Here is a 25,319-nt window from a genome sequence, read left to right as displayed (position 1 = left end):
GAGTCGTCACCCATTCCTAATCACCAATAACCAATGACACTCCACTTACTAGACAAAATAGGCAACTGGAATCCCCAGTTATTTCGAGAAATCAAAGGCCGCTTGAATACTGGCAATATGGCGATCGCCTCTGCCCTTTCCCTAAGCGCTCAACTGCTGCTGTTCATGTATTTCAGCGCCCAGATACCCCTTCCCCCTCCTAATGGGGAGTACACTTACCCCATCTATCACAGATTTTGCATTTTCAAAAATGCCAATTCCTATGAGAAACAGTGCGTCAGAGATGCCTTGGGCAACTTTGCCATTGACTGGCCGCAGTGGTGGCTAGAGATATTCATTTGGCTGAGCATATTGAGCGTGTTAGCTTTATTAGTAGCAGGGACTTATATGCTTGTCAGCGACTTAGACAAGGAGGAACGCCGCGGCACGCTCAACTTTATTCGCCTCAGTCCCCAGTCAGCAAAAACAATTTTTCTCGGCAAAATTCTCGGCGTCCCAATTTTACTGTATCTAGCAGCAATTCTGACAGTACCGCTGCACCTGTACAGTGGATTAGCTGCTCAAATACCCTTGAATGAAATTTTATGTTTCTACACAGCGGTTGCAGCTAGCTGTGCTTTATTTTACAGTGCTGCGATGCTATTTGGATTGACAACCAGTTGGTTGGGAGGATTTCAACCTTGGTTGGCTAGCGCTACGGCTTTTGTTGTGTTTGGGATTTCTTGGCTCCCGCTCACGCGAGCTGCTGGGGATGTCGTACATTTTTTGTCTCCCCTGGCTATCCTGAGATATCAGCTTTTTCTAGTTGATAAAACTGATTTCGATTCTTTAGTTGAAAATTTAGACAAGTTGCAATGGTTTTACTCGCCAGTGGGTACAAATATTGCGAGTGGCATTGCTTTGTCTCTCTTGGTTTGTGGTACAGGAACCTACTGGATGTGGCAGGGATGGCAGCGCCGCTTTCCCAATCCCAGCGCTACAGTTTTGAGCAAGCGGCAAAGTTATTTGCTAGTTATCTGCTGTCAGGTAATATTTTTAGGGTTTGCACTCCAATCAGACCCCCCAAACGACGGTAATCTCATCTGTTTACTTATCTTGAATTTGGTGATGTTCTTAGCTTTAATTGCAGCTTTAACATCTGACAGACAATCATTGTACGATTGGGCAAGGTATCGGAAACAAATCGTTCCCAGCAATCAGAAGCTGTGGCGACGCTACCCACTACTCGATTTAATTTGGAGCGATAAAAGTCCGGCTGTAGTTGCGATCGCGATCAATTTCCTCAGCTCAGTAATAATTTTAACACCTTGGGCGCTGTTGGAACAACCTGATATAAACGAACTTTGGGGTGTAATTCGCTGTCTGAATCTCATCCTAATTTACGCAGCCATCACCCAACTATTCCTATTTACCAAAACCCGAAATCAGGAAATTTGGGCCGTCGGGACAGTCGGCAGCGCTATCTTGTTGCCACCTGTGATCTTATCTATGCTCTTGCTTACCCCAGAAAAAGCTCCTTTTTTGTGGTTGTCTTCAACATTTTGCCTTTGGTTTTCGCCGTATCTGACAGCCGCGTCAGGAAATACCTTTTTGCTATCCATACTCAGTCAGTGGACTGTCTTGGTGTTGTTGAACTTCAAATTGCGATCGCAACTCAAACTCGCAGGGGAATCAGCTTCTAAAGCCCTGCTGAAAGCTTGAAAAAGCTGGGGAAGGGATTAAACGTGAAACTCCGATTCAGGCAGGGATTTAAACCCCTGCCTGAAAGCTTAAGTCGTCGGAAAACGACTGTTCAACTAACTTATTATGCCAATTCCGCATTTATAATCCACTTTATATTGAGCGATGGTGGTCGCCGCTACACACACAAAGCCCACCTTCGCAGGCTTTAAGATTAAAGTTGAAAAATAATTTCTGACCCTACAGATCCAAAATTATAGAGTCAGCGTATATTACTAATGAACGCAGTACAAAATTTCATAGGTTCGCACCGCTAAAAATTTCAGCTTGCCTGTTTGCAGTTGAGCTGCGATCGCCCGCCAGCTACACACCAAACTATAAAATACGGCTAAGCGATCTGTCTTTAGGAGTGGGTTTATTGGAATCGGGGGGCGGGTTTATATATCATTTTAGCTGCTTGTAATACTTTTATGGCAACCCACCCCTACAGCCGAAAATCAGAAAAACTATCCTAAAAGTGCGAATTTGTGATATTTTGACTGAGAATACCACCGCCGTTAGGCAACAGAAGTATTAAATTTAGAGGGTGATTAGAACATGGCAGAAATTAGAGACACCGCACAAGCAAACTTGCTAGCAGGAACTCCAGAAAATGACCTGATTTTTGGTTTGATGGGCAATGACACCATTGCCGGAAACTCTGGTAATGACAGCATTTATGGCGGGAAACAAAGCGATTTAATTGATGGCAATTTAGGTCAAGATTCGCTCTTTGGAGATTTAGAGAACGACACTATTAACGGCGGAGAAGGTAACGATTTTTTAGTGGGCGGAAAAGGCAGCGATTCCATATCGGGCAACTCCGGCAATGATGTTTTGTCGGGCGATCGAGATACTGATGTCCTGATAGGCGGAGACGGGGCAGACCTATTTGTTTTGAGGCGCTACGCGGAGGCTGACCCGAACCGTACCAGCGGCGGTGTTAGTTTGGCAAATGCCGACCTGATCGCCGATTTTGTACCAGGTACAGATTTAATCGGTTTGGGGGAAGGTATCAGTTTTAGCGACTTGAATATTCTGGAAGCTGGAAACGATACTGTTATTCAAGACCGAGTGACTGGAGAATTTCTCGCTACTCTCAGAGGGGTGAGGCAAAGTGCGATTAACCAGGCAACTTTCACTAATAATATTGGCAGCGTTGTTCCCAACCCCCCGCCTCCAGCGCGGACAACGGCTTATGCTTTAACTCCTGCTAATCGGATTGTCGGTTTTAGTCTTTCCAATCCGGGAAGTGTGATCTCAGATTTTCCCGTGACTGGATTGCCAGCGGGAGAAAGTTTGCTAGGAATTGATTATCGACCGGCTAACGGTTTGCTTTACGGTGTGGGTTCTAGCAATCGCTTGTATACTGTCAATCCGATGACTGGGGAAGCAAGTCCAGTCGGTAACGGGCAGTTTGCTGTTCCCCTAACTCCGGGGGCTGCGGGTTTTGATTTCAATCCGACAGTCGATCGAATTCGGTTGGTCAATGAAGGCGATCAAAACGCCCGCCTCAACCCGGATAACGGGGCACTTGTGGATTTTGACACGGTGGCGGGGGGAATTCAACTCGACGGGAATTTGGCTTATGTTGCGGGCGATCGCAATGTTGGGTCAAATCCAGCGGCTGCTGGGGCTGCGTATGTGAACAACTTTGCAGGGGCAACTTCGACAACGCTGTTTGTAATTGACAGCGATTTGGATGTTTTGGTGCGACAAGATCCGCCGAATAATGGAGGGTTGAATACGATCGGATCTTTGGGAGTTGATGCTACTAGCGTTCTCGGCTTTGATATCAGGAGTATTGGCGGGCGCGAGGTGGCAGTGGCGGCGCTGGAAGTGGGTGGCGTTTCCGGCTTGTACAATATCAATTTAAGTAGCGGTCAAGCTTCCTTTGTCGGTCAAATTGCCGACGGGAGACAGATTAACGGTTTGGCTTTGCCTTTGCCTACAGCTTACGCCTTAACTGTCAGAAATGGCGCCGAAACAATTGTCGGTTTTAACGAGGCGGCACCGCGGGCGATTCTCAGCGACGTGGCAGTTACAGGGTTGCAGCCCGGAGAAAGTTTGCTGGGAATTGATTTTCGCCCCGCTAACGGTGTGCTATACGGTGTGGGTTCTAGCAATCGCTTGTACGCGATTAATCCCGTTACTGGGCAAGCAAGTGCAGTCGGTAGCGGGCAGTTTGCTGTTCCCCTAACTCCGGGGGCTGCGGGTTTTGATTTCAATCCGACAGTCGATCGAATTCGCTTTGTCAATCAAGCCGGTCAAAACGCCCGCCTCAACCCGGATACGGGGGCAATTGTCGATGTTGACACGCTGACGGGGGGAGTTCAACTCGACGGGAATTTGGCTTATGCTGCGGGCGATCGCAATTTTGGCAATCCCGGCGCGGCTGCTGCTGCGTATGTGAATAACTTTGCAGGGGCAAATTCGACGACACTATTTGCAATTGACACCAATTTAGACATTTTGGTGCGGCAAGATCCGCCGAATAATGGGGTGTTAAATACGATCGGATCTTTGGGAATTGATGCTGGTACTGTTCTCGGCTTTGATATCAGGAGTGTTGGCGGTAACGAGACGGCTTTGGCTGCGATCGAGGTTGGCGGAGTTTCCAGCCTATACAATATCAATTTGACGACCGGTCAAGCTTCGATTGTCGGTCAAATTGGTGACGGGCGAGGGATTAAAGGATTAGCACTGACTTTGATTTAAATAGGGGAAGGAAGAAGGAAGAAGGAAGAAGGAAGAAAAATAATTAAACTTTTTTAATTTACCAATGCCCAATTCCCGATTCCCGATTCCCAATGCCCAATTTGAGTTAATCTATTATTTTGACAAACAAGATAAAATGTTATCTCAAGTTTTTTACTTGCTACGTTCCCGCAGTGACGGCAAATATCTGTCCGCGAATCCCAATCCAGATGCGGCAGTGAGTTACCTGTTGATGTTTCGCGAAGACTATGACGCTTTGAGCTATCTAAATGCCCACGCTGCTGATGTTGCCGATCGATTCGGAGTAGAATCGATTTCCGGTTCATCTGTGAAAACGCTGCTTGAACGTTGGGGCTTTAACGGTGTGGGGGTTGTTCAAGACCCGCTGTTACCCAATATTGAGTTTTTATTGACAAAGGATTGACAATTGACAAGATTTGCGATTAACCCGGTTTCAGGAAGAAATCGGGTTTTTTCGTCAAGTTTTGAGCCGATCGGTCGATCGAGCTTGTACACTTCTGTGCCCCATATCTAGTGCAAATTGTCAAATATATTAACCTTTTACCCTAAATCTGAATCCTGTTGTATATTCGTAGTTTGATATATTCCGACACGTCAGTACACAACCTATGGTTCGAGAATTAGAGCGATCGAGTGCCAGCGAGAAACGCAACCTGTCCGATTTCCCCGAAACAGCACCCGCAGCCAATCCAGTATTTTTTAGGACTTACAGCCGCCGTACCGAGACAGGGCGGGAGACTTGGGCCGAAGTGTGCGATCGAACAGTCAAGGGGCTGCAAAAGCTGGGAAACCTCAGCCCCGAAGAAACACAACTGCTGCACCGGATGCAAAACGAGCTCAAAACCCTCGCTTCAGGCCGCTGGCTGTGGGTAGGTGGCAGCAAATGGATCGAGCAACCAGAGAATTTTTCCGGCGCATATAATTGTTCCTCAACAAATATTATCGACTGGCGTTCCTTTGGTTTGTTGATGGATTTGGCAATGATGGGCTGCGGCACTGGGGCAGTCTTGGAACCACAATATATCAACCAACTGCCGCCGATCCGCAACCGTTTAACCCTAACCATGCAAGGCGAAATCGGCTCTACACCCGCCCAGTCGCGCCGTCAAGAAACAGAAGTAAAAATAGCCGAAAAAACCGCCACTATTTATGTCGGAGATTCTCGCCAAGGTTGGGTACAATCCTATCAAACTTTGCTGGAATTATCCACAGATGAAAGATTTGCAGGAGAAGTTCAAGTTTTCATCGATTTGAGCGACGTTCGCCCGGTGGGAGAACCTTTAAAAGGTTTTGGCGGAGTAGCAAATCCGGTGAAGTTGCCCGACCTTTATCAGCGCTGCGCCGCAATTTTGAATAAAGCTTTAGGGCGGCAGTTAAATTCAGTTGAATGCTGCGTGCTGATAGATGAAGCGGCGGTCACGATCGTCGCAGGAAATATTAGAAGATCTGCCGGAATGCGTCAGTTTTCTTTTGATGACGAATTGGGGGCAAATGCTAAAAATAATTTGTGGCAACAAGATGAAAGCGGCAACTGGAGAATAGATCCAGAACGCGATGCCCTTCGGATGGCCAACCATACGCGAGTTTTCCATACCAAACCTACACTAGAAGAATGTATTGATGCTGTCCGCAAACAGTATTACAGCGGCGAAGGCGCGATTCAATGGGCCGGGGAAGCTGTAGCTCGATCTAACGTTGATTTACTTTCAACACCGAGTCTTAGAAGTGAGTTTTTGAAAGCTTACAACGAAGGAAAAGCTAAAGAGTGGTTGCAGGAACGCCATCCTAATATGACTGCTGGCGAGTTAGAGCATCGGTTAGTCCGTGTGGGCTTAAACCCGTGTGGTAAGTAATTTTGCCTCACGTAAAAAACCTCGCAAAATCGGAGAAGACTGAGATGTTAACTCCGAGGTAAGTAAGGGAATTAAAAATCCTTTACCACCGTAGAGCGTACCGGGTGAACCTTCTTTGTTGAAGAATATAATCCTGGCAAGAGTGCGGGGCATTTACAACTAAAGTAGATGAAAAAGTACGCCGAGCTACAGGGAAAATGGAATCTGTAGAACTAGAGGATAAAAAGCCTTTAGGGTAACATAACTGGAAATCATCGGCTCTAACTTCCACTGCGTTTCAGGTGAAACGATGTTAATTACTCGTGATGGAATGCACCGCATTCAGGAGGTTGTCGGACAAGCTGTAGAAGTGTGGAATGGCCAGCGTTGGAGCAAAGTTGTACCGATGCTGACGGGGCAAAATCGTCAACTTTATCGCGTCTCTTTTGGTGATGGCACTTATTTAGATGTCACAGAAAAACATCGTTTTTTTGTGAAAGACCGCTTTGGCAACCAGTATGAAGAATTAACCACAGGGGCCCTCGCGGAACTCCTAAAAATCACCAAGTACAGCCTACACACTGAACCCTTCCAAATCTCTTATCGAGATGGCAAATTTGTAGAACCCATTTGGGCTTACACATTAGGTCAATTGGTGGCTGATGGTTCCCTTTGTCAGTCGAATGGCAAGCCACAATTACAACTGCGTCTGTACGGAGCTAAAAGCGACCAAGAGTTAGCTATTGCGGGCAAAACTAGCGGTAAAAAACGCTATTACACAGAATCCAAAAATGTTCCATGCTTGCTTTACGTGGGATTCCAAAAGGAGTTTGAGCCAGAACAGGTTCGCTCGCTCAAAAATACGGCCGCAGCTTTTGATGAAATTGCATCCTGGGATCGAGAATCCATTCTGAATTTCATTGCTGGTTTAGCAGATGCTGATGGTTCCATTGTTCCTAGTGGTGGCATTCGGATTTATTTGTCCGACTATGACCGCGCTTATCGAGTTTATTTACTATTGACTAAGTGTGGGATTCGTTCTTCCGTTAATCTCTTAGCAACTGCGGGAACTACTACTAACTTAGGCACTCGTAACCGTGACTTGTGGTATCTACAAATTACTGATTGTGCAGCGATTCCTTGTCAACGCTTGGATACCTCACGGGGTCATCAACCGAAAGCGAAAGGTAAATATCAGGTAATCCACTCCGTAGAAGTTTTACCGGGAAACCATGATACCTTCTGTTTCAACGAGCCAGAATTCCATAAAGGGGTGTTTGGTGGCACTCTAACTGGAAACTGCAATTTGGCTGAGGTTCACCTCAATCAACTTGACCCTTACAATTTCAAAGAACAGGAGGAAGCTTTCAGGGCCGCGGCTCTATCTGTGGCGGTACTTCTCAATCACAAATTTCTTGAACCCCGCTATCAATACAGCCGCGAACTAGACCCGATTGTCGGCGTATCTTTCACGGGATTGTTCGATTTCTTCGTTCATGCTTTTGGCGTTGAGTGGCTGCGCTGGTGGGTGGAAGGCCGCCCGCAAACTCCGCAAGGAATCGCTTTTAAACAGCGGGAAGAAGAGTATTTGAGTGGTTGGCGCGAGATTGTCAATCGCGTAGTATGGGATTATTGCGATCGCCATTCCTTAAAACGCCCAAATCGCTGCACAACGGTTCAACCATCGGGTACTAAATCTCTGCTGACAGGTGCTTCCCCCGGCTGGCATCCGCCGAAAGCCCAGCGTTTCATTCGCCGAATCACTTTCGGCAAAAACGACCCCGTAGCCCTCGCCTGCATCGACTACGGATACAACGTGATTCCGTCTCAATCTGACAAAGATGAAAACGGCAATTTGCTGAACAATCCCTTCGATGAACGCTGTACAGAATGGCTGGTAGAAATACCTGTTGCGGTAAGTTGGGCTGACTTGCCCGGTGCTGATGAAATTGACATTAACAAATTCTCAGCGGCGGCACAAATGGACTTTTATATGCAAGTGCAAAAGTTCTATGTCAGACATAACACTTCGGCCACGATTGAACTGCGCGAAAATGAAGTTGAAAGTTTGGGCACTCGGATTTATGAAGCGATTCGCGATGATGAAGGCTACATTTCCGCAGCGCTTTTGGCTCGGTTTGATGCTCTTGAAACTTTCCCGCGTCTGCCCTTTGAACCGATAAGCAAGGAAATTTACACCAAGATGGTGGAAGAGACTTTAGCGCGTCGCCAAATAGATGTTTTTCATGCGGCACTAAGTCGCTATGACTTAGGTGAAATGATGGATTCGGGGCCGGCGGGCTGCGATTCCGATAAGTGTTTGATGCCGGAGACTAAATAGATTTAGCGATCGGCTTAAATATGAGAAATCCCCAAAGCCAGGGGATTTCTTTTTTTGAGTTGCACAAAAATTCTAAAGCCTTGATTGAGGCTGTTCTGGAGAAGAGGCGATCGCTGTTTGGCAGTGAGACGGGCGATCGCTTTTCAGGGGTGAGAGTGCGATCGCTCTTACAGCCAAAATTGTTGATCCCCAAAAAAAACAATCTGACTCCCTCCCCGTGTCCGGGAAGGGGTTCTTTGAGAATTACCGATCGGATTTTCTGTAGCAAGTGTCAGCTTGCTGCGACTCCAGCAGGTCGGGGTTAAATATCACCGCGAATTTCCCGCCAGGAACCAAGCGACCGAGAATCTCTAGATGACCGTCCGCATCCGATCGAGTGCGGAACTGACCAACTGTCAACCGCTGCATTTTGGGCAGCAAACGAACCAGCACCCAAGGGTAAAGTCGTTCTTTGTAAGGCATAATTAACTTGTCTCCATTACGTATGGGAGCCAGAGCCAGTGCTGATAGGTTGGTAGCCGGGACGCACTGGCTTTCTGACGAATGTGATGTTCTCCTCTCATACTACGGACAATTTGTGGTTAAGTCAACTTAACCCTACGAATTCTGAATTTGGATAGTTAATGAGTAGTGTGGGGGAAAAACTCAAACAGCGACGCCAATCGCTTTCTTTGACGCAGCAGCAAGTTGCGGATGAATTGGGCGTGAGTGTAACCACTGTGAAAAATTGGGAAGCGGGTAGACATATTCCAAAGCTGTATCTCGAACAGACGAAAGCATTGTGCGACCTCCTGAAGCTTTCCTTAGACGATTTGGTAGATTAACCAAGGAAACTAGGCAATAGCAAAAGTAACTGCGATCGCACCTATTCCATATCTAATCAAAAAGTGCGATCGTCTCTTCTCTTCCCCTCTTAAAAAAGAATGCCACTATTGTGCAGCGGCGATTGATTGAGAAAAGTGCAAGATCCGGACTTACGCATGACCTCCGGATATGGTGTGGGCGCTCCTCCGGTGGTTGCCCCTACATCATAACTGCGGGTGTTGTACAATTAGGTAGTTCCTAGAAATTAACACATTTCTCTCTATGTAAAATCTCTATTTAAAAACATCTTTCGTCTTTTAAAGCATCAATGTTGCGGTCAAATAAACGGCGGCGTGCAAACCTAAAATTCCCCAATTCAAAGCCAAGTTTTGCCAAGTCGGTTCGTAGACTGCGCTCTTATCGAATTACTGCGGTAAGATTGTGCGATCGGGCAATCTTACCGCACTTTTCTCAACCGTTCACATAATAATCCCGCGTTCCCTTCGCATTCATCGCTTCTCCGAGTCGATTTAACCCGTACACGTAAGCAGCAGTTCTCATGGAAACTGACAATTCCTGAGATTTTTTCCAAATTGCCTCAGTTTCTTCAACCATTTTATGCTTCAACCGCTGATTGACTTCCTCCAGCGTCCAATAAAGTCCGCTGCGGTTTTGCACCCACTCAAAATAACTAACAGTTACGCCTCCGGCATTGACTAAAATATCAGGAATTACCTGAATTCCCCTCGCTTCTAAAATCAAATCAGCAGCAGAATCAATCGGCCCGTTAGCTACTTCAAAAATAAACTTAGCCTTAACATCATTAACATTGGCTTCTGTTATTTGATTCTCCAAAGCTGCTGGAACCAGCACGTCTACATCTAATGCTAAAAGTTGCTCATTTGTCAAGATTTCGTGTTCGATAATATTGCAAACAGAACCTTCACAGTAAAGAGCTTTGATACCTTTGTTAGAGTCTTTAAAACCTCGAATACTGGGGATGTCCAGCCCTTGTTTAGCATAAATTCCCCCTTGGGAATCGCTGACAGCAACAACTTTGTAACCGGCTTTCCAGAGCAGTTCTGCTATTTCTGCACCTGCATTACCAAAACCTTGTACTGCTACAGTTGTATCTTGAGGATTTAGCTCAAATTTGGGTAGAAGAGTTTGTACTACAAAAAAAGCACCCATTGCTGTTGCCGTATCTCTGCCCAAGCTGCCACCAATTGTCACTGGTTTACCAGTCACCACCGCTGGAGAAAGCTGCCGCTTAATAATATTGTATTGATCCATCATCCAACCCATAATCATGGGGTTGGTGTAGACATCCGGCGCGGGAATATCCACATCGGGGCCGATGAAATCTGCGATCGCATCGACATAGCCTCGGCTCAAGCGTTCCAATTCCAGTTTGGACAATTCCTTGGGATTGAGAGTAATTCCGCCCTTGGCCCCTCCAAAAGGCAAGTTCAAAACTGCACATTTAAAAGTCATCCAAAATGCTAAGGATTGCACTTCATCAAGGGATACTCCCGGATGATACCGCACTCCTCCTTTAGACGGGCCTCTGGTATTGTCGTAGCGCACCCGATAACCTTGGAAAATTCGCAGGGAACCGTCGTCCATCCGCACGGGTATCGATACAATTAAACTGGATTTGGGGTGTTTCAGCCGTTCGATCGTATCCTCGGAAAGGGACACATATTTTAAGGCTCGTTCTAATCGGCGGCTGGCATCGGCAAATAATGATTCAGACATAATAAGACTAAGGAAGAGGTTCGAGGGAATAAGGAAAGCACGACACGGATTTTGACACGGATACACGGATTAATTATTTAGTGTCCGTCAGATTTTGAAGTCAGAGGGAAGAAGGAAGAATAGCTGACATCTTAATTTTAAGTATCTCGGCTGAGCTACTGGTTTTCCTATACATTTTAATTTAATCACAATCCAGGTTGAATTCTGTCAACTGTCAACGGTCAACTGTTCACAAACTGCCTTGTGTCGATCGACTTTTCGAGCAGTGCCAAGCAGCTATTAAGCAGATACACTTACAATAGAGGGTGATATTTAAGCTCAAGCAGCAATTTGAGTTCGATCGCTCAAATCACTGGCAGCCATCAGGGGAATTAAATTCTGAAATAGATCGAGGCTTTAGCTGACGTTAGAAACTGAATTATTATTATGGTTGGACTCCTAGCCGCACTCTCTGCGTCTGCGGCAGGGGGTATGAGAATTGCCCTGCCCCTGCTGTTAATTGGTTTGTTGCGGATTGACAAACTTTGGTCGGAAATACCTCTATTGTCGGGGGTTCCCCCCCAAGTGGCTATCACCATCTTGGTGAGTTGGTCGCTGTTAGAGTTATTTGCTTCTAAAACCTTTGTGGGACAGCGGGTACTGCAAATTGTGCAAATTATTTTCAGTCCCATTGTAGGAGCAATTATGGGAATTGCGATCGCTCAGGTAAGTTCGATCGAGGAAATTATTGCTCACCCTTGGATGCTTTGGATAATTGGTATTGTCGGAGGTTTGTTGGCTTTAGTGCTGCAACTGGTACAAGCAGGATGGTTTTACCGGCTGCAGGGTTTGCCGATTTGGGTGATTTTCCTCCAAGATGTTCTGTGCATTTCCTTGGTTTTGTTTGCCTTTGACGCCCCGCGGCAGGGAGGATTAGTGGCTATGATCCTGCTGTGGCTGGCAATCCGCAGTTCTAAAGAGTGGTATCGATGGTACCGAAGTCAGGGAATACCGGGCGATAGGGGAAATCCCCGCCGTCGCAAGCGCGATCCTGATTAATTAGTGATTAGTTATTGGTGATTAGTTATTGGTGATTAGTCATATCGTTTACGGTTGTTTCGGATTGATTTAACCGCAGAGGGCGCAGAGGGCGCTGAGGAAGAGAAGAGAGAGATGAATAATTCCGATCGCAACGGATTTGATATCATCAGGCATTTGTAACAACGGTCAACAGTCAACAGTCAATTGTCAACTGTCAACTGTCAACTGTCAATTTAAACTGAGATATTGCACCATTCTCGCTTAACAGGCTTTTCGGCCTGTTCCACAAGAAAATTCACTCTTTGTGGAACAGGCCGAAAAGCCTGTTCATAAAAAGCTTATTGAGAATGGTGCAACATTTGAGTTTAAAGCAATCCGATCGAGTGTAGCGGGCCCTGACCCGTAATTAACTCCAGCAATAGTGCCACAAAACCAATCATCGCCACACGACCGTTCCAGACTTCCGCCCCAGTGGTCAAACCCCACTCCCACTGCTCTTGAGGGTACATTTTCACTTTTTTGGAAGGGCGTATAACATCGGAGAATTTAACGCTGGGAGATTCGATCGACTCGATGACTAAATCAGCCAAGGCTTCAATAAACACCGGATGAGTATTCAGTGCGGGCACTCGGTAGAAATTTTTAATCCCCGATTCTTCTGCTAATTCTCGATACTCCATGTCAATTTCTTGCAGAGTCTCGATGTGTTCGGAAACGAAACTAATCGGAACTACCAACAAATCTTGGACTCCATTTTCTGCCAATTCGGTAATGGCGTCTTCGGTGTAAGGCTTGAGCCATTCCACCGGGCCAACCCGACTTTGATAAGCTAGAGTGTGTTCGTTCGATCGATCCAAATGTTCCATAATCAGCCGAGTGCAATCTTCAATCTCGCGCTGATAGGGGTCTCCCGCCTCTTCTACATAGCTGAGGGGGACGCCGTGGGCGCTGAAAAAGATGTGCACGCGATCGGGATTCGGATTGTGGTCTAGTTGTTGGGCTATCAATTCCGACATTGCCTGAATGTAACCAGGCCGCTGATACCAAGAAGGAATCGCGGTATATTGTATATCCTTGAGGGCAGGATCTTTGCCCCACATTTCTTCTAGCTGCCGGAAGCTAGAACCGCTGGTGCTGATGGAAAATTGAGGATACAGCGGCAAAATTGTCAAATGTTCGATGCGATCGCGCTTAATTTTGGCGATCGCCTCTTCGGTAAAAGGATGCCAGTAGCGCATCCCCACGTATACTCGAGCATCTTGTCCCTTGGACTGCAATCGTTCTTGCAGGGCTAGGGCTTGTTCCTCGGTAATTCGCCGCAAAGGAGAGCCGCCACCGATTTGGCGGTAGTTTTCCTGGGATTTTTGAAAGCGCAGGGTCGAAATCAACCAGGCGAGCGGTTTTTGCATCCACGGAAACGGAATGCGAATGATTTCCGGGTCAGCAAACAAGTTGAACAGGAAAGGACGGACATCCTCGATTTGATCTGGCCCGCCCAAGTTTAATAGCAATACTCCCACACGACCCATAGCGGTTACAGCTCTCCCATCGTCTCAGTTCTGTTACTTATCTTTATCATATAATTTAATAATATCTTAAGTCGATAGCAAGGTATACATAATTTTGACTATAGCAACAATTTTTAGAGATTTAAGTTATCGGTATCAGTGTCTCTAGGATTGCGATCGCACCTCTGGCTGCTTTGAGCGTAGGCGGCCATCCTCGTTTGGGTCACAACGGCCCACGAAAAATGTACCATCAGCCAATTATTATTTAGAAGATTTTGCCGACTGTCAGTTTGACAGGAGTGCACAGCAGCGTTGCGATGCACGAAATGCAATGGGCGCAATGGCGACAAATCTTTCAGGAAGTATACCGCGTGCTTAAGCCCGGTGGTCTATTCATTTTGGTAGATATTCATCGACCCACAAATTCGGTATTTAGGCCAGGGTTGGCTGTATTTTTGTGGTTGTTGGAGACTGAAACTGACTTGGGGAGTTTGTTGATAGAGGGGGGATGGCGATCGTACAATTCCGAAGTAACTCCACAACCCAAACTTTATGCTGGCGGCAGCATTGAAGTAATCCAAGTTCAAAAGTCATTAGTCAGCAGTTATTAGTCATTAGTCAGCAGTCATTAGTCATTAGTAAGGAACCCGCCAATTAGTGACTAATAACTGCTGACTTCTTACTTTTAAAATCAAGAATGTCTACTCATCGCTAATTCTTCATGACTAATGACTAATGACTAATGACTAATGACTAATGACTAATGACTAATGACTAAACAAACTTTTTCGCTTCTGCCAAAGCCGCCTCAAACTTGAGCAATACATCCTTTTCTGTGTGAATAGCTTTCTCTTGTTCCAGCAGCGGGCGGCCAAAGCGAAAAATGCCGTCCTGTTCTACGTGGTCTACATAAGGTAGCGTTTCTGGATGCGGCAAAAATTTTCTGCCGATTGGGTACGGCGTGTGGAAAGAAAAACTAAAATCGGGAAACTTGTCGCTCTTGATTTCTAGGTAGTAAAGGGAGTAATAATCTTTGGTTTCGCAGTACACACATTCGCGGCACTTATTTACAAGTTTGCGGTTCTGATAGAAAAAATCCCACTTATCCCAAAAGTAGCCATCTTTCATCATTTCCTGGTGGTCGTCGCACAGTTCGAGATATAATTTGTCAGAATCCGCCGGACGGTAGAAGTAAAGCATGGCGTAGGGCATTTCAATCAGTAACTTGACTGCTTGATTTTTTCGCTGATACCATTCCTGCTGGTGAGTTTCGTAGACTTCCTTATATTTAATTGCTTTAAAGCTGTTGAGCTGATTTTCTTTGGCCCAGCGCGACGCCCAAACAGTCCAGTAAGCAAGCTGGAAGGTTGCTGAAATTTCCGCCGAACCTTGTTCTTTCCAGTCGGCAATTATTTTTTCCCACTCGGAACTAAAAGCTAGTCGTGATTGTTGGTTTTCTTCAGGCTTTTCTGTATTGATTGGGGTGGGTATTTCGCGATTATTTTTAATCAGCCCTTTGGGTTCTTTGCGCCAATTATTAATATCGGTTGGCGTTAGACTTAAGATGAATCTTCTGTCGTGAACGGGATATTCTAGATGGATTCCTGATTTGCGGAAAGAGCGGTATTCTAAAATAGGGAGTTTGTCTTGTTCAATCCACTGCTGGCGTTCTGCTGGCGAACACTTGAGTATTGTTTCTAATTCTACCGGATCGACGGCTAATTCACTTTTGAATGTCTCCCAAAATCTTTCTTGTTCGGCTGGATTTGCTTCCAGCAGGGATACAATTCGGTTGACGAGATGATCGGTTTGGTCTTGGCAATTTTCGGGAAGTCCTAAGAAGTCGAGGAGTTTGGTCTTGAGTATTCGTCTGGCTGAGATTAGCTCGGCTAACATGAGAAGCTCCAGTAGAGTCATGACTTGCGCCCTTGAACTGGCAAGATTTGCACAAGTCTTATATATCTTAATAGATTCTCTTGGGTTGTCGGCAATTGAAATGTCTGCGCGAGGGAAGCTATCCCCAACGCGCCTGCGGGCCCGTTGCGGTAGGGTATCGCCCAACCTCCGCCCCCTCCCTAAGCTAAAATACTCAAAACAAGGGCAAAAGACCGATCGACCTTTTGCCCTGATTGGCTAAAACTCATATGTTGCACCATTCTCAATTACTTGTTTGGGAACAGGCTTTTCGGCCTGTTCCACAATAAAATTTATATTTTGTGGAACAGGCCGAAAAGCCTGTTACTGACAATGGTGGGAGATATCAGCTAAAATCGATAATTGCGATCGGCAGTTAGATGTCAAAGCCGCCGGTACTGTCAACTTTAATCAATATTCAAGAACCAGCCCCCTTTCTATGAAGATTTGATGTAGATTGGGGCGATCGAGCCAATACTGGGTGACAACAGCTATGTTGGTTTTGCTATGGTTGTTAAGGCAAGTCGATCGGGCTGAGCACAACTCTTGCAAAACTCTACAGTCGGCTAACCAGTCCCCGCAGGTGGGCTTCGGTTTTAACTATAGATTAGTTAATCTCAAAAAACAACGTCGTTTACCACAGGATTCCGCAAGCAATCCTCAAGGAGTGAAAATCATGGTTCAGATTCAAGAAATTTCTCAAGTATCTACCCTGCACGCACCTGCTGCACCCAACGGAATAGCCGCTACAGAATTGCGGCCTTGGGGCTCATTTACGACTCTAGAAGAAGGCCCAGGATATAAAATTAAGCGGATCGAAGTTAAGTCGGGACACCGCCTCAGCCTGCAAATGCACCACCACCGCAGCGAACACTGGATTGTGGTTTCTGGTACTGCAAAAGTTACTTGTGGCGAAACTGAACAAGTTCTGTTTACCAATCAGTCTACCTACGTTCCTCAGTGCACTTCTCACCGCCTGGAAAATCCGGGAGTTATCCCCCTGGTTTTAATTGAGGTGCAGAATGGCGAATATCTCGGAGAAGATGATATTATCCGCTTTCAAGACGATTATGCTCGTAATGAAAAGGCTAAGTAACTCAAGTTGCTAAAGATATAGGGGTAAGGTGCGCTGCGGCGCACCCTACATTCTCCGGGTAAGGTGCAAGGCTAGGCGCACTCTACATTTTCAAAACTCAACATTACTTCCAAATTACCAATTACAAGTTACCAATTACTCATAATGATTCATCTGAGCAAAACAGCAGCAACAGAAGTAACGCGCCTCAAGTCGAAGCATCCGAACCCCAATGCTTTATTTCGTCTGGGCGTGGAATCGAGTGGCTGCTCCGGTTTGTCTTATACAATGGCATTTGACGATGCGCCAGCCCCAGAAGACGCTGTGTGCGAGTCGGAGGGAATTTCCGTTGCGATCGACCCCCAGCACTTAAAATATCTCAATGAGCTGACCTTGGATTATTCAGAAGACTTGATGGGCGGAGGTTTCCGATTTCACAATCCCAATGCCGCCCAAAGCTGTAGCTGCGGCAACTCCTTTTCGGCTAAGGAATAATCAATATGATGACACTCAAAGACTTAGAAAAAGTCCAAAAAACCTTCAAAGAAGCCGGTCAAGACTATCAAGTTGAACTAGAAAGCGGGAAGATTATCATTGTGGGCCCGTCAGACATTGTATCTAGTGAAATTGGCATTCGCTTGAGTGCCTTTCTCTTCGTTTGGGTGAATCCCCGCCGTTTGGGTCGAGTTTTTGACTCCGCAGGCGGCTTTATTTTACCTGATGCTAACCTTACAGCACCTGATGTTTCTTTTGTCCGAGCCGCACGTCTCAGGCAAAGTCCCCGTTATTTTGGAGAATTAGTCCCCGACTTGGTAGTAGAAATTAAATCACAGAGCGATCGCATTAAACCGCTAGAAAAAAAGATTCATAATTTCCTAGAACTCGGAGCGCAAGTAGGAATTTTGATCGATCCAGATGAAGAAACTGTAACAGTTTATCGTCAGGAAGGTGAACCAATTGTGTTAGGAAATCAAGATATTTTGACTGTCCCCGAACTTTTCCCTGGTTGGGAATTGCCAATTGCTGAACTGTGGCCGCCAATTTTTACTGAAGCAGAAACTCAAACTGAAGCCTAATAAAGTTTATGCAGGTTTTACATAGCCAGAAATGCGAAAAGCCTCTCTTCTCTTCCTCTGTGTCCTCTGCGCTCTCTGCGGTTAAATAATTCCTATGCAACCGTAAACGATATCAGTGCAATGGAAAAGCTTTCAATCAAGCTGGTGTACCGAGAATAGTCCACTGCATTAACTGCTGCCACTCTGGAGATTGAGCTAATAAATCTGCATCGAATTCATTTCCCGCATCCTGGGAAAACTCGGCGAAAGCTTCCGCCCAATTAATTACTGTTTCCACAGGCAAATAAGGCGTATAATTCCAAGAACGCTGCAAAAACTCTATCATCTCAACAGAATGACCGGTGCGGTACAAATACCAAGCAATCCAAACTAAGGTACTGTACTTGATGTGCTTTTCCAACAAACGTATTTTATCCGGCAACTCGGGGCGGGCAAAAAAATTGTCCATCACTGCGGCGAGGGATTTAGCCTGGGGTAAACCTTTGTACATGGCGCTTTGTTCGTGCTGGCGGTAGCAAACAGTTACTTGTTGCAACCACTCTGCTTCGCATCCCATTAAGGCTAAACGCAGCACTAAATCTGTATCTTCCGCCGGGGGAAATCGAGGATCAAATCCGCCGGCGCGCTCTAACCACTGACGGCGAAATACCATCGCGCTGGGTAACACGGGTTTCCACCGCAGCCACATTTCTAAGTCTAATTTAGGAACATTTTGCCAGGGTTTGACATCTTTTAGCGGTTCGCCTATACTATTAACTAGACGCCAACCGCTGTGGACGATTCCTAGATGTGGTTTCGCTGCAAATACAGCCATTTGTGCTGCTAATTTGTCGGGAAAAAAGTAGTCGTCAGCATCGAGAAAGGCGATAAATTCTCCTCGCGCTAGCTCGATGCCGTGATTTCTGGCGATCGAAACTCCTTGATTTTGTTGGTAAATGTAGCGAATTCGATCGCCATATTTCTCTAAAACTAACTTGGTATCGTCGCGGGAGCCGTCGTCTACGACAATAATTTCCCAGTTAGCATAGGTTTGGTGCAGAACGCTATCTACGGCTTGGCCGACGTAAGCAGCACAGTTGTAAGCCGGAATTACTACGCTCACCTGCGGGGTGCGATCGCTCATAATTAATATCAAGTTTTAGGGATTATACCATTTTAGATTTTAGATTTTAGATTTTAGATTTTAGATTTTAGATTTTAGATTTTAGATTTTAGATTTTAGATTAAAAAACTGGAAATGACTGATGAGCGTCTGGCTTGGAAGTTGCCTACAGTTGCAGTCTTTTTTTGAACTGGTTGCAACTGGTATTAGAATCAATAGGCGCTGGGCAAGTTTACGGAAATCAGGGCTTGGAAATCAAGAAAAACCATGCAACAGCCCCTAGAAGATTTATTGGTAAAATCCGGTGGCGTCTTTATTTTACAATACTTATCGGGTGCCCCGGAGGCTCACACACCCGATAAATGACGGTTTATCAGCATAATTTGGGTTCAAGAATTGGCCAGGGTAAGTTGTCGTGAATGGAGTAAATCTTGGGGGCGAATTGCTGAAGGGTGGCGATCGCCTTTTACCTTCAAATACTTGTCAGCTATTTGTAAAACCTGTTCGGGATTGGGCGGCTTGCTCAAAAAATCGGAAGCACCTGTCAATTTCGCTCGCGTGCGGTCAATTATACTGTCTTGACCGGTCAAAAACACGATCGGAGTTTCCCGAAAAGCCGATGTTTTTCGCAAAAAATTGCACAAAGCAAAGCCACTTGTCTTCGGCATCACCACGTCCATAAAAATTAAAGCAGGCTTCTGTTTGGAGATGATGCCCACTCCCTGCATGGGGTCTTGAATTTTTAGGACTCGATACCCCGCCGGCAATAAAATTTGCTCTAAAAATTCGCATACTGTGGGACTGTCATCGATACAAGCAATCAAAGGGCGACCCGGCCCTGCGATCGCCGCGGCAAGGCGCCACTGTTCTATAGGCGACGGCAAGTCTGGGACTGTTCGGAAATTTACTAAACCCTGCTTGATGTAATTAACTAAAGCGCGAGTTGCCACTGTCACGCACTGCTTTTTCTTAAATGCAATATCCCAAAGAGTATTCTCGCCGTTGAATACGTTAGCTAATGCGATCAAAGAATTAGAACTAAATCGATTTTCCTGTAAATGGGCCGACGCTTTTAAAAGCGGTGCTTGTTCTGGATCTACCAGCCACAAACCCATTGCTTTCCACTTCTGCCAAATTTCTTCTGTACAACACAGAACTTTCTCTACTTCTGTTAAAGACAGCAGCAAAGAAGAGGTAATTGTAGAAAAATATTTCTGGGACGGACGCCACTCCCGGCGCAAACCCGATTGACCGATCAGAGCAAATAACACTTCCGAAAGGCTGGTGTGGACGATCGCCCTAGCTTGTTCCAGACTCATTTCGCTGGCTGCTATCCCTCGCTGAAGCAGTTGATATTCCCACAGTTCTCCAGCATCGAGGTCTCTGAGATCCACTTGAAAGTTTCGACAGTGTTGCCCGATCGCCCTGTACCAGCGCCTCGCTCTGTGCGATCCTCCTGTGCCATAAACCAAACTACCCCGAAAAAAGTAAAGTTGCCACTGTTGTTCCCCTTGCTCTAACACCAGTTTCCCCGTTGCTTGTTTCTGGCTGAGTACAGCCAGAGTATGGGACAACATTTTGTATCCGATTGCGGTAGCAGACATATCAACTCGCATCCCCTGTACTCTGTTTGTACCATTATAGAGCTGCTGAGTTTTGAAAGATAACAGTAATATTACTGAATTTGGGTTAAAAAACACCACTAATTGTGCGAATTTAACCTTCGTAGGGAGTGATTCCCCTCGGTAGTTTTAGCCATGAGGATGCAACGCCTATTTGCACTATTAACTAATAACTAAAATACTATTTTTGACTAATAACTAATCGCCCTCGCTCTCTGTGGGAGGTACTGGATCGTAACCCCCTGGATGAAAAGGATGACATCGCAAAATCCGCTTAACTGCCAACGAGCTGCCGCGGGCCGGCCCAAATCTTTCTATTGCTTCGATCGCGTATTGCGAACAAGTTGGTTGAAACCTACAGGCGTTAGGCAGGTAAGGAGAAATCCCCATTTTGTAGCCTCGGATTAATCCTAGCAGCAATATTTTCACAACTTTTACCTCAGCGATTGATTAGATTAATAGGCCAATCTCGTCCGGTACCGCTGTAAGCTAGGTGAATCTAGGGGATTCCCAGCGGTTAGAGTTCCGCCAACTTTTCCTGTACCAATTATACCTATTTTCATTTTTATTTTAGATACTTAAAGCACAATTTGAGGAGATAATATGGTACTTGTCTCTGAGTTCGCTACTTGACCGATACCTAAAAAATTACCGTCTCGATCGTAAACCTGCAAGGGATAGGGAGGTTGGGGTATTGGGTTGCTACTTTCCTCCTCCGATCCGATCGGCGTTTCGGGAATCGGGAGGCGCTGTCCTTGAAACCAGCGTTTGGTATATTCAGGGGAAAGGACGATCGCCCCTAAATGTCCCAAAACCGCCGATGGCAAAATCGGGCAGAATTTATTCTCCTGCAATTGCAGTTCCAATTCTTCAAAACTGAGACTTTCCTCGATCGAAAAACCGCTACTTTCGGTGCGAGTCAAACAAGCCAAAGTACCGCCTGCATTCAACAGTGCACCCAAATCCCGCGCGATGGCCCGAATGTAAGTACCCGCCCCGCAGGCGATCGACAAATCCAATTCAGGAAAATCCCCCGGCCGCCAATCCAAGATTTCCAGCCGAAAAACCTCGACATTCCTAGCAGCAACTTCCACAGTTTCGCCTTTTCTAGCTAACTCATAAAGGCGTTTTCCTCCCACCTGAACCGCACTAAAACTCGGCGGAAATTGCTCGATTTTTCCTAGGAATTTTGGGAGTGCAGCTTGCACTTTTTCCAAACTCAACTCCCGCACCGGTCGAGAATGGATAATTTCTCCTTCTAAATCGTCAGTAGCAGTAGTTAAGCCAAATCGAATCGTGCCTCGGTAAGCTTTATTGTGTTGGAGAAATTGCAGCAGTCTGGTTGCTTTGCCCAGGGCGATCGGCAAAACGCCCGTCACAGCAGGATCGAGGGTTCCTCCGTGTCCGACTCGCTTGAGTTTCAATAGCCGGCGCACTCGCCCCACGCAGTCGTGAGAAGTCATGCCGGCAGGTTTGTTGAGATTGAGAAAACCGTCAGTAGTCATTAGTCAGTAGTCAGTAGTCAGTAGTGATGAGTCAGTAGTCAGTAGTCATTAGTCAGTTGTTATTTGTTATTTATTATTGGTTATTTGTCATACCAAATCCTGCTTAAATAACTTTCTCTATCTTAGTCTGCGAAGGCAGACTTCGTTTGTGTAGTTTGAGGTCAAAAGCGGTTTCAAGCACCGAGTCTCATAAAATGGTTAGCCAACCCGGATTTTGTATCAGTCAACAGTCAACAGTCAACAGTCAACAGTCAACCGTCAACCGTCAACAGTCAACCGTCAACAATTCCCAATTAAAAAATAAAGTCCGCCTGAGTGATAGAAGCGCGGGAAACTCCGAATAAAGTAGCGAGAGTTTCCTTGGTGTTTGTAAGCTGAATAATTGTACTCGGCGAAGTTCCGGCCCCAGCGGAAATGGTGAGTTCGGCAAAAGTAAGGCCGGCAGCCAAGCGAATTTGATCCGTACCATCAGTAAAATCTGTAATCACATCCCCGTCTGCCAAACGCCCGATCGCAAAAGTATCATTCCCGGCGCCACCAGTTAAAGTATCTCGGCCGCGATCGCCCGATAAACAGTCATTGCCGATGCCACCAAACAGCGAGTCATCGCCGGCACCCCCAAAAAGCGAGTCATCGCCCGCGCCTCCCAACAAAGTATCGGTGTCTTGGTTGCCAAACAGCAAATCATTACCCTCGTCGCCCAGCATTGAGTCAGAACCTTTGCCGCCGTAGAAAGTATCGCCGCCGGCGCCGCCCAAAACGCTGTCGCGGCCTGCACCGCCGAACAGCAAATCATTGCCAACGTCGCCCAGCAGTGAGTCATCGCCGTCGCCACCGTAGAGGGAATCGTCTCCGGCTAAGCCCAAAATGCTGTCAGGGCCACCCAAACCAAATATCAAGTTAGCCCCCGCAGTACCTCTGAGGGAGTCGGGGCCGCTGGTGCCGCGAGTGCCGCCAGGTGCCCCTCCGGGACTGGTACCGCCAGGTGCCCCTCCGGGACTGGTACCGCCGCTGGGGGTTGGGGTTGTGACGGGAATTGGTCGAATTGGCACTGCTGGTGGCATGATTCTGAAGATGGGTAGAAATTTGCCATTCTAACTTAACTTAAAAGCGGAAGTTATAAGCTCGCCAACCGCCGAGATGAGAAATATCGATCGCATCCGCCACAGCATAAGGTTCGCACAAAAAGCCCTGCACCGTGGAACCGTCCTCCAACACCAGCGTACCAATTCCCAAGGGCGAGGGAATTTTAGCGACAAATCCGCCGAAAGCCGCGATCGACAACTCCCAAACTTCCACCTCGATCGCGCTACCGCCCTCTATCTGACGCACCAATCCCGGCTTGCCCAGAGCAGTACCCGTCAAAGCGTACAGCTTGTAAATCGGGCTGGTACGGCAGGCGCGAACCAAAATACCTCCGAGCTCGATTAGTTGATAATTCAGCGGCTCACCGCTCAAATGAGCGCCAACCACGGCTATTTTGACTCGTTCTTCTGAGGAAGATTTGGCGGCGCTGGCGGGTTCCGGGACGGTTGGCAGCGGCAGACCGGTTGCGCCCAAAGTTCCCCCCAAGCTAGCGTGGAAAGCAGAGCCCAGGCGGCAGAGCGATAGATCGTGCCACGCAGGAGCCATCAGTGTCAATCCTGCGGGCAATCCGCTGCTTTGAAAGCCGCTGGGAACTGCGATCGCGCACAAATCGAGCAAATTCGCAAAGTTCGTGTAGCGGCCGAGATTGGTGTTGAGCGCGATCGGCTCGGCTGCAACTTCTGCGACAGTATAAATCGTACCTGTCGTCGGCACCGCTAACACATCCATTGACTGCCACTGAATTTCAGCAAGCTTGCGGAGCTCTGCCAATCGGTACGACGCGCGGTAAGCAGAGACGGCATCGTAGCGTTTGCCGCCGCTGATAATTTGGTAGACGATCGGATCGATCGCATCTGGGTGCGCGTCGAGGAAATCGCCGATCGCGGCCAACCTTTCTGCTACCCAAGGCCCGCCGTAAAGCAGTTCGGCAGCATCCGCAAAGGGTTTGAAGTCAATAGGTGCGATCGTGCAGCCCAAAGATTGCAAGCGCACGATCGCCTCTCGGTAGCGCTGTTCGGCTTCTGCATTCCCGAAAAATTCGAGTTCGCCTTGGACGGGAACTCCCACCCGCAAGCGGGATAAATCCGGCAAAACTTTGGTTTCAGGGCGACGAGAAAACGCATCCTCAGCGTCAAAACCGCTGGCTACTTGCAGCACCGAGGCCGCATCCGCACAGGTGAGAGCGAACACAGAAACGCAATCGAGCGATCGCACTGCCGGTAACAGGCCGCGAGTGCCGATCGAGCCGCAACTTGGCTTCAGCCCGACAATGTTGGTAAAAGCAGCGGGAACCCGCCCCGAGCCTGCGGTATCGGTACCCAGAGCAAAACTCACCAATCCGGCGGAGACTGCTGCGGCGGAACCGGAACTCGAGCCGCCCGGAATGTAGCGCCGATCGAACGGATTGCGACAAACTCCATAGGGCGTGCGGGTTCCCACTAATCCTGTGGCAAACTGATCCATGTTTGTTTTGCCGATCGCGATCGCACCTGCCGCGCACAGGCGCTCTACGACTGCGGACGATCGCGCTGGAGTGCGAGCAAACGCAGGACATCCCGCCGTAGTGGGAACGCCCGCCCAATCGAGATTATCTTTGATCGCAAAAGGTATTCCGTAGAGTGGCAATTGTTGCGGGTCTAGGTTTTCCAAGGCTTTGGCGCGTTCGAGGGTTTCCGCCTGCGGTGCTAAATAAATCCATACTGCCGGATCTGCATAGCGTTCGATCCGATCGTACACGCTGGCGATCGCATCTGCGGGCGCGATCGAGCCTGTGCGGTAGCGATCGAGCAGCGAATGAATGTCGAGACTGTTGCTGTAGTTAAATTTTTCCATAATGCACGGTCAGTCGATTTTAGATTTTAGATTTTAGATTTTAGATTGAAGATTTGACTTCATATCATTTCTGGAGAGATTCGGACTTGTATGATGTTAAATTTTGTAGGGGCGGGTTCACCAACAATAATTGCCCATAATCGACAATCTCATAAACCCGCCCCCGCCCATAATCGCATACAGTCTATGGCGATCGAAGTATTTCTTGAGAAATATTCAACTCTGACCTTGCGGGTTTCGTCTTTTTGTGCAACTAAACTTCGCGATTTCCCATCGCCCTGTTTAATATCCCAAAAAATTTAATTTTACAAATTCGAGAAAAACCGTTTTTTGTAACATTTTACACATTTTATCATCAAGTTTGCTGTTACGGTTTGAAACGTAG

The 25,319-nt window shown here is 47.0% G+C and carries 22 protein-coding genes; 11 read left to right on the top strand and 11 right to left on the bottom strand.

Annotated elements, in window-relative coordinates; translation table 11 throughout:
• Positions 1–33 precede the first annotated feature (33 nt).
• From QT992_RS01445 to nrdJ (QT992_RS01425), 5 genes are all read left to right on the top strand, one after another.
• Positions 34–1,701 (top strand): hypothetical protein, encoded by a 1,668-nt coding sequence (locus tag QT992_RS01445; protein ID WP_333336113.1) that lies wholly within the window; start codon positions 34–36, stop codon positions 1,699–1,701.
• 576 nt (positions 1,702–2,277) lie between these two features.
• A complete protein-coding gene (locus QT992_RS01440; protein WP_333376387.1) occupies positions 2,278–4,437 on the top strand; it encodes a DUF4394 domain-containing protein in 2,160 nt (719 codons plus the stop codon).
• Positions 4,438–4,501: 64 nt separating this feature from the next.
• Positions 4,502–4,861 carry a hypothetical protein gene (locus QT992_RS01435; protein ID WP_445305786.1) on the top strand — a complete coding sequence of 120 codons (360 nt, stop codon included), beginning with the start codon at positions 4,502–4,504 and terminating at the stop codon, positions 4,859–4,861.
• A gap of 205 nt (positions 4,862–5,066) precedes the next feature.
• Positions 5,067–6,311, top strand: a complete 1,245-nt coding sequence (gene nrdJ, locus QT992_RS01430) for a ribonucleoside-triphosphate reductase, adenosylcobalamin-dependent (RefSeq protein WP_333376385.1) — start codon at positions 5,067–5,069, stop codon at positions 6,309–6,311.
• 289 nt (positions 6,312–6,600) lie between these two features.
• On the top strand, positions 6,601–8,631 hold the full coding sequence (gene nrdJ / locus QT992_RS01425) for a ribonucleoside-triphosphate reductase, adenosylcobalamin-dependent (protein WP_333376382.1): 2,031 nt from the start codon (positions 6,601–6,603) through the stop codon (positions 8,629–8,631).
• Here nrdJ (QT992_RS01425) and QT992_RS01420 read toward each other — a convergent pair.
• A complete protein-coding gene (locus QT992_RS01420) occupies positions 8,624–8,899 on the bottom strand; it encodes a hypothetical protein (protein WP_333376380.1) in 276 nt (91 codons plus the stop codon). The genes nrdJ (QT992_RS01425) and QT992_RS01420 overlap by 8 nt on opposite strands.
• The gene (locus QT992_RS01415) at positions 8,875–9,093 is read right to left on the bottom strand and encodes a hypothetical protein (protein ID WP_333376378.1); all 219 of its coding nucleotides are present in this window, start codon (positions 9,091–9,093) and stop codon (positions 8,875–8,877) included. The genes QT992_RS01420 and QT992_RS01415 overlap by 25 nt, the downstream gene beginning before the upstream one ends.
• A 161-nt stretch (positions 9,094–9,254) precedes the next feature.
• On the opposite strand from QT992_RS01415, the gene QT992_RS01410 reads away from it, so the two are divergent.
• Positions 9,255–9,455 (top strand): helix-turn-helix transcriptional regulator, encoded by a 201-nt coding sequence (locus QT992_RS01410; protein WP_333287255.1) that lies wholly within the window; start codon positions 9,255–9,257, stop codon positions 9,453–9,455.
• Positions 9,456–9,906: 451 nt separating this feature from the next.
• Here QT992_RS01410 and QT992_RS01405 read toward each other — a convergent pair whose 3' ends face one another.
• The gene (locus QT992_RS01405) at positions 9,907–11,193 is read right to left on the bottom strand and encodes a Glu/Leu/Phe/Val dehydrogenase (protein WP_333305422.1); all 1,287 of its coding nucleotides are present in this window, start codon (positions 11,191–11,193) and stop codon (positions 9,907–9,909) included.
• A gap of 426 nt (positions 11,194–11,619) precedes the next feature.
• Between QT992_RS01405 and QT992_RS01400 the strand changes: the two genes are divergently transcribed.
• Positions 11,620–12,231: a DUF4126 domain-containing protein gene (locus tag QT992_RS01400; RefSeq protein ID WP_333315100.1), complete on the top strand. Its 612-nt coding sequence runs from the start codon at positions 11,620–11,622 to the stop codon at positions 12,229–12,231.
• Positions 12,232–12,578: 347 nt separating this feature from the next.
• On the opposite strand, the gene hemH is transcribed toward QT992_RS01400, so the two are convergent.
• Entirely contained in the window at positions 12,579–13,742 is a 1,164-nt protein-coding gene (gene hemH, locus QT992_RS01395) for a ferrochelatase (RefSeq protein ID WP_333315099.1), read from the bottom strand.
• Between the two features lie 278 nt (positions 13,743–14,020).
• On the opposite strand from hemH, the gene QT992_RS01390 reads away from it, so the two are divergent.
• Positions 14,021–14,332 carry a class I SAM-dependent methyltransferase gene (locus tag QT992_RS01390; protein WP_333336130.1) on the top strand — a complete coding sequence of 104 codons (312 nt, stop codon included), beginning with the start codon at positions 14,021–14,023 and terminating at the stop codon, positions 14,330–14,332.
• 163 nt (positions 14,333–14,495) lie between these two features.
• Here QT992_RS01390 and QT992_RS01385 read toward each other — a convergent pair whose 3' ends face one another.
• Positions 14,496–15,617, bottom strand: a complete 1,122-nt coding sequence (locus QT992_RS01385) for a hypothetical protein (RefSeq protein ID WP_333336133.1) — start codon at positions 15,615–15,617, stop codon at positions 14,496–14,498.
• A 694-nt stretch (positions 15,618–16,311) separates the two neighbouring features.
• On the opposite strand from QT992_RS01385, the gene QT992_RS01380 reads away from it, so the two are divergent.
• The 3 genes from QT992_RS01380 to QT992_RS01370 all read left to right on the top strand — a co-directional run bounded on the left by QT992_RS01380 (position 16,312) and on the right by QT992_RS01370 (position 17,786).
• Complete coding sequence (locus QT992_RS01380) at positions 16,312–16,731, top strand: phosphomannose isomerase type II C-terminal cupin domain (RefSeq protein ID WP_190693399.1); 420 nt, start codon at positions 16,312–16,314, stop codon at positions 16,729–16,731.
• Positions 16,732–16,875: 144 nt separating this feature from the next.
• On the top strand, positions 16,876–17,205 hold the full coding sequence (locus QT992_RS01375; RefSeq protein ID WP_333070615.1) for an iron-sulfur cluster assembly accessory protein: 330 nt from the start codon (positions 16,876–16,878) through the stop codon (positions 17,203–17,205).
• An 8-nt stretch (positions 17,206–17,213) separates the two neighbouring features.
• Positions 17,214–17,786: a Uma2 family endonuclease gene (locus QT992_RS01370; protein ID WP_333288921.1), complete on the top strand. Its 573-nt coding sequence runs from the start codon at positions 17,214–17,216 to the stop codon at positions 17,784–17,786.
• A gap of 136 nt (positions 17,787–17,922) precedes the next feature.
• Here QT992_RS01370 and QT992_RS01365 read toward each other — a convergent pair whose 3' ends face one another.
• The 6 genes from QT992_RS01365 to atzF form a co-directional block, all read right to left on the bottom strand.
• Positions 17,923–18,909 (bottom strand): glycosyltransferase, encoded by a 987-nt coding sequence (locus QT992_RS01365; protein ID WP_333315094.1) that lies wholly within the window; start codon positions 18,907–18,909, stop codon positions 17,923–17,925.
• A gap of 368 nt (positions 18,910–19,277) precedes the next feature.
• A complete protein-coding gene (locus tag QT992_RS01360; protein WP_333336137.1) occupies positions 19,278–20,492 on the bottom strand; it encodes a response regulator in 1,215 nt (404 codons plus the stop codon).
• 216 nt (positions 20,493–20,708) lie between these two features.
• On the bottom strand, positions 20,709–20,939 hold the full coding sequence (gene yidD / locus QT992_RS01355) for a membrane protein insertion efficiency factor YidD (protein WP_333315091.1): 231 nt from the start codon (positions 20,937–20,939) through the stop codon (positions 20,709–20,711).
• Between the two features lie 149 nt (positions 20,940–21,088).
• A complete protein-coding gene (truB, locus tag QT992_RS01350; RefSeq protein ID WP_333336140.1) occupies positions 21,089–22,015 on the bottom strand; it encodes a tRNA pseudouridine(55) synthase TruB in 927 nt (308 codons plus the stop codon).
• Between the two features lie 293 nt (positions 22,016–22,308).
• A complete protein-coding gene (locus tag QT992_RS01345; protein ID WP_333336144.1) occupies positions 22,309–23,079 on the bottom strand; it encodes a calcium-binding protein in 771 nt (256 codons plus the stop codon).
• 40 nt (positions 23,080–23,119) lie between these two features.
• On the bottom strand, positions 23,120–24,934 hold the full coding sequence (gene atzF, locus QT992_RS01340; protein WP_333336147.1) for an allophanate hydrolase: 1,815 nt from the start codon (positions 24,932–24,934) through the stop codon (positions 23,120–23,122).
• Positions 24,935–25,319 lie beyond the last annotated feature (385 nt).

The sequence above is a fragment of the Microcoleus sp. T3_D1 genome (genome assembly GCF_036700405.1).
Lineage (GTDB): Bacteria > Cyanobacteriota > Cyanobacteriia > Cyanobacteriales > Microcoleaceae > Microcoleus.
The sequence above is the reverse complement of the archived record's forward strand: the minus strand, read 5'-3'. Positions and strand labels throughout refer to the sequence as shown.

Excerpts from the sequence above, each read along its gene's own strand:
- QT992_RS01445 (WP_333336113.1), top strand. The coding sequence starts at position 34 with ATGACACTCCACTTACTAGACAAAATAGGCAACTGGAATCCCCAGTTA.
- QT992_RS01440 (WP_333376387.1), top strand. The coding sequence starts at position 2,278 with ATGGCAGAAATTAGAGACACCGCACAAGCAAACTTGCTAGCAGGAACT.
- QT992_RS01435 (WP_445305786.1), top strand. The coding sequence starts at position 4,502 with ATGCCCAATTCCCGATTCCCGATTCCCAATGCCCAATTTGAGTTAATC.
- nrdJ (WP_333376385.1), top strand. The coding sequence starts at position 5,067 with ATGGTTCGAGAATTAGAGCGATCGAGTGCCAGCGAGAAACGCAACCTG.
- nrdJ (WP_333376382.1), top strand. The coding sequence starts at position 6,601 with ATGTTAATTACTCGTGATGGAATGCACCGCATTCAGGAGGTTGTCGGA.
- QT992_RS01415 (WP_333376378.1), bottom strand. The coding sequence starts at position 9,093 with ATGCCTTACAAAGAACGACTTTACCCTTGGGTGCTGGTTCGTTTGCTG.
- QT992_RS01410 (WP_333287255.1), top strand. The coding sequence starts at position 9,255 with ATGAGTAGTGTGGGGGAAAAACTCAAACAGCGACGCCAATCGCTTTCT.
- QT992_RS01405 (WP_333305422.1), bottom strand. The coding sequence starts at position 11,193 with ATGTCTGAATCATTATTTGCCGATGCCAGCCGCCGATTAGAACGAGCC.
- QT992_RS01400 (WP_333315100.1), top strand. The coding sequence starts at position 11,620 with ATGGTTGGACTCCTAGCCGCACTCTCTGCGTCTGCGGCAGGGGGTATG.
- hemH (WP_333315099.1), bottom strand. The coding sequence starts at position 13,742 with ATGGGTCGTGTGGGAGTATTGCTATTAAACTTGGGCGGGCCAGATCAA.
- QT992_RS01385 (WP_333336133.1), bottom strand. The coding sequence starts at position 15,617 with ATGTTAGCCGAGCTAATCTCAGCCAGACGAATACTCAAGACCAAACTC.
- QT992_RS01380 (WP_190693399.1), top strand. The coding sequence starts at position 16,312 with ATGGTTCAGATTCAAGAAATTTCTCAAGTATCTACCCTGCACGCACCT.
- QT992_RS01375 (WP_333070615.1), top strand. The coding sequence starts at position 16,876 with ATGATTCATCTGAGCAAAACAGCAGCAACAGAAGTAACGCGCCTCAAG.
- QT992_RS01370 (WP_333288921.1), top strand. The coding sequence starts at position 17,214 with ATGACACTCAAAGACTTAGAAAAAGTCCAAAAAACCTTCAAAGAAGCC.
- QT992_RS01365 (WP_333315094.1), bottom strand. The coding sequence starts at position 18,909 with ATGAGCGATCGCACCCCGCAGGTGAGCGTAGTAATTCCGGCTTACAAC.
- QT992_RS01360 (WP_333336137.1), bottom strand. The coding sequence starts at position 20,492 with ATGTCTGCTACCGCAATCGGATACAAAATGTTGTCCCATACTCTGGCT.
- truB (WP_333336140.1), bottom strand. The coding sequence starts at position 22,015 with ATGACTACTGACGGTTTTCTCAATCTCAACAAACCTGCCGGCATGACT.
- QT992_RS01345 (WP_333336144.1), bottom strand. The coding sequence starts at position 23,079 with ATGCCACCAGCAGTGCCAATTCGACCAATTCCCGTCACAACCCCAACC.
- atzF (WP_333336147.1), bottom strand. The coding sequence starts at position 24,934 with ATGGAAAAATTTAACTACAGCAACAGTCTCGACATTCATTCGCTGCTC.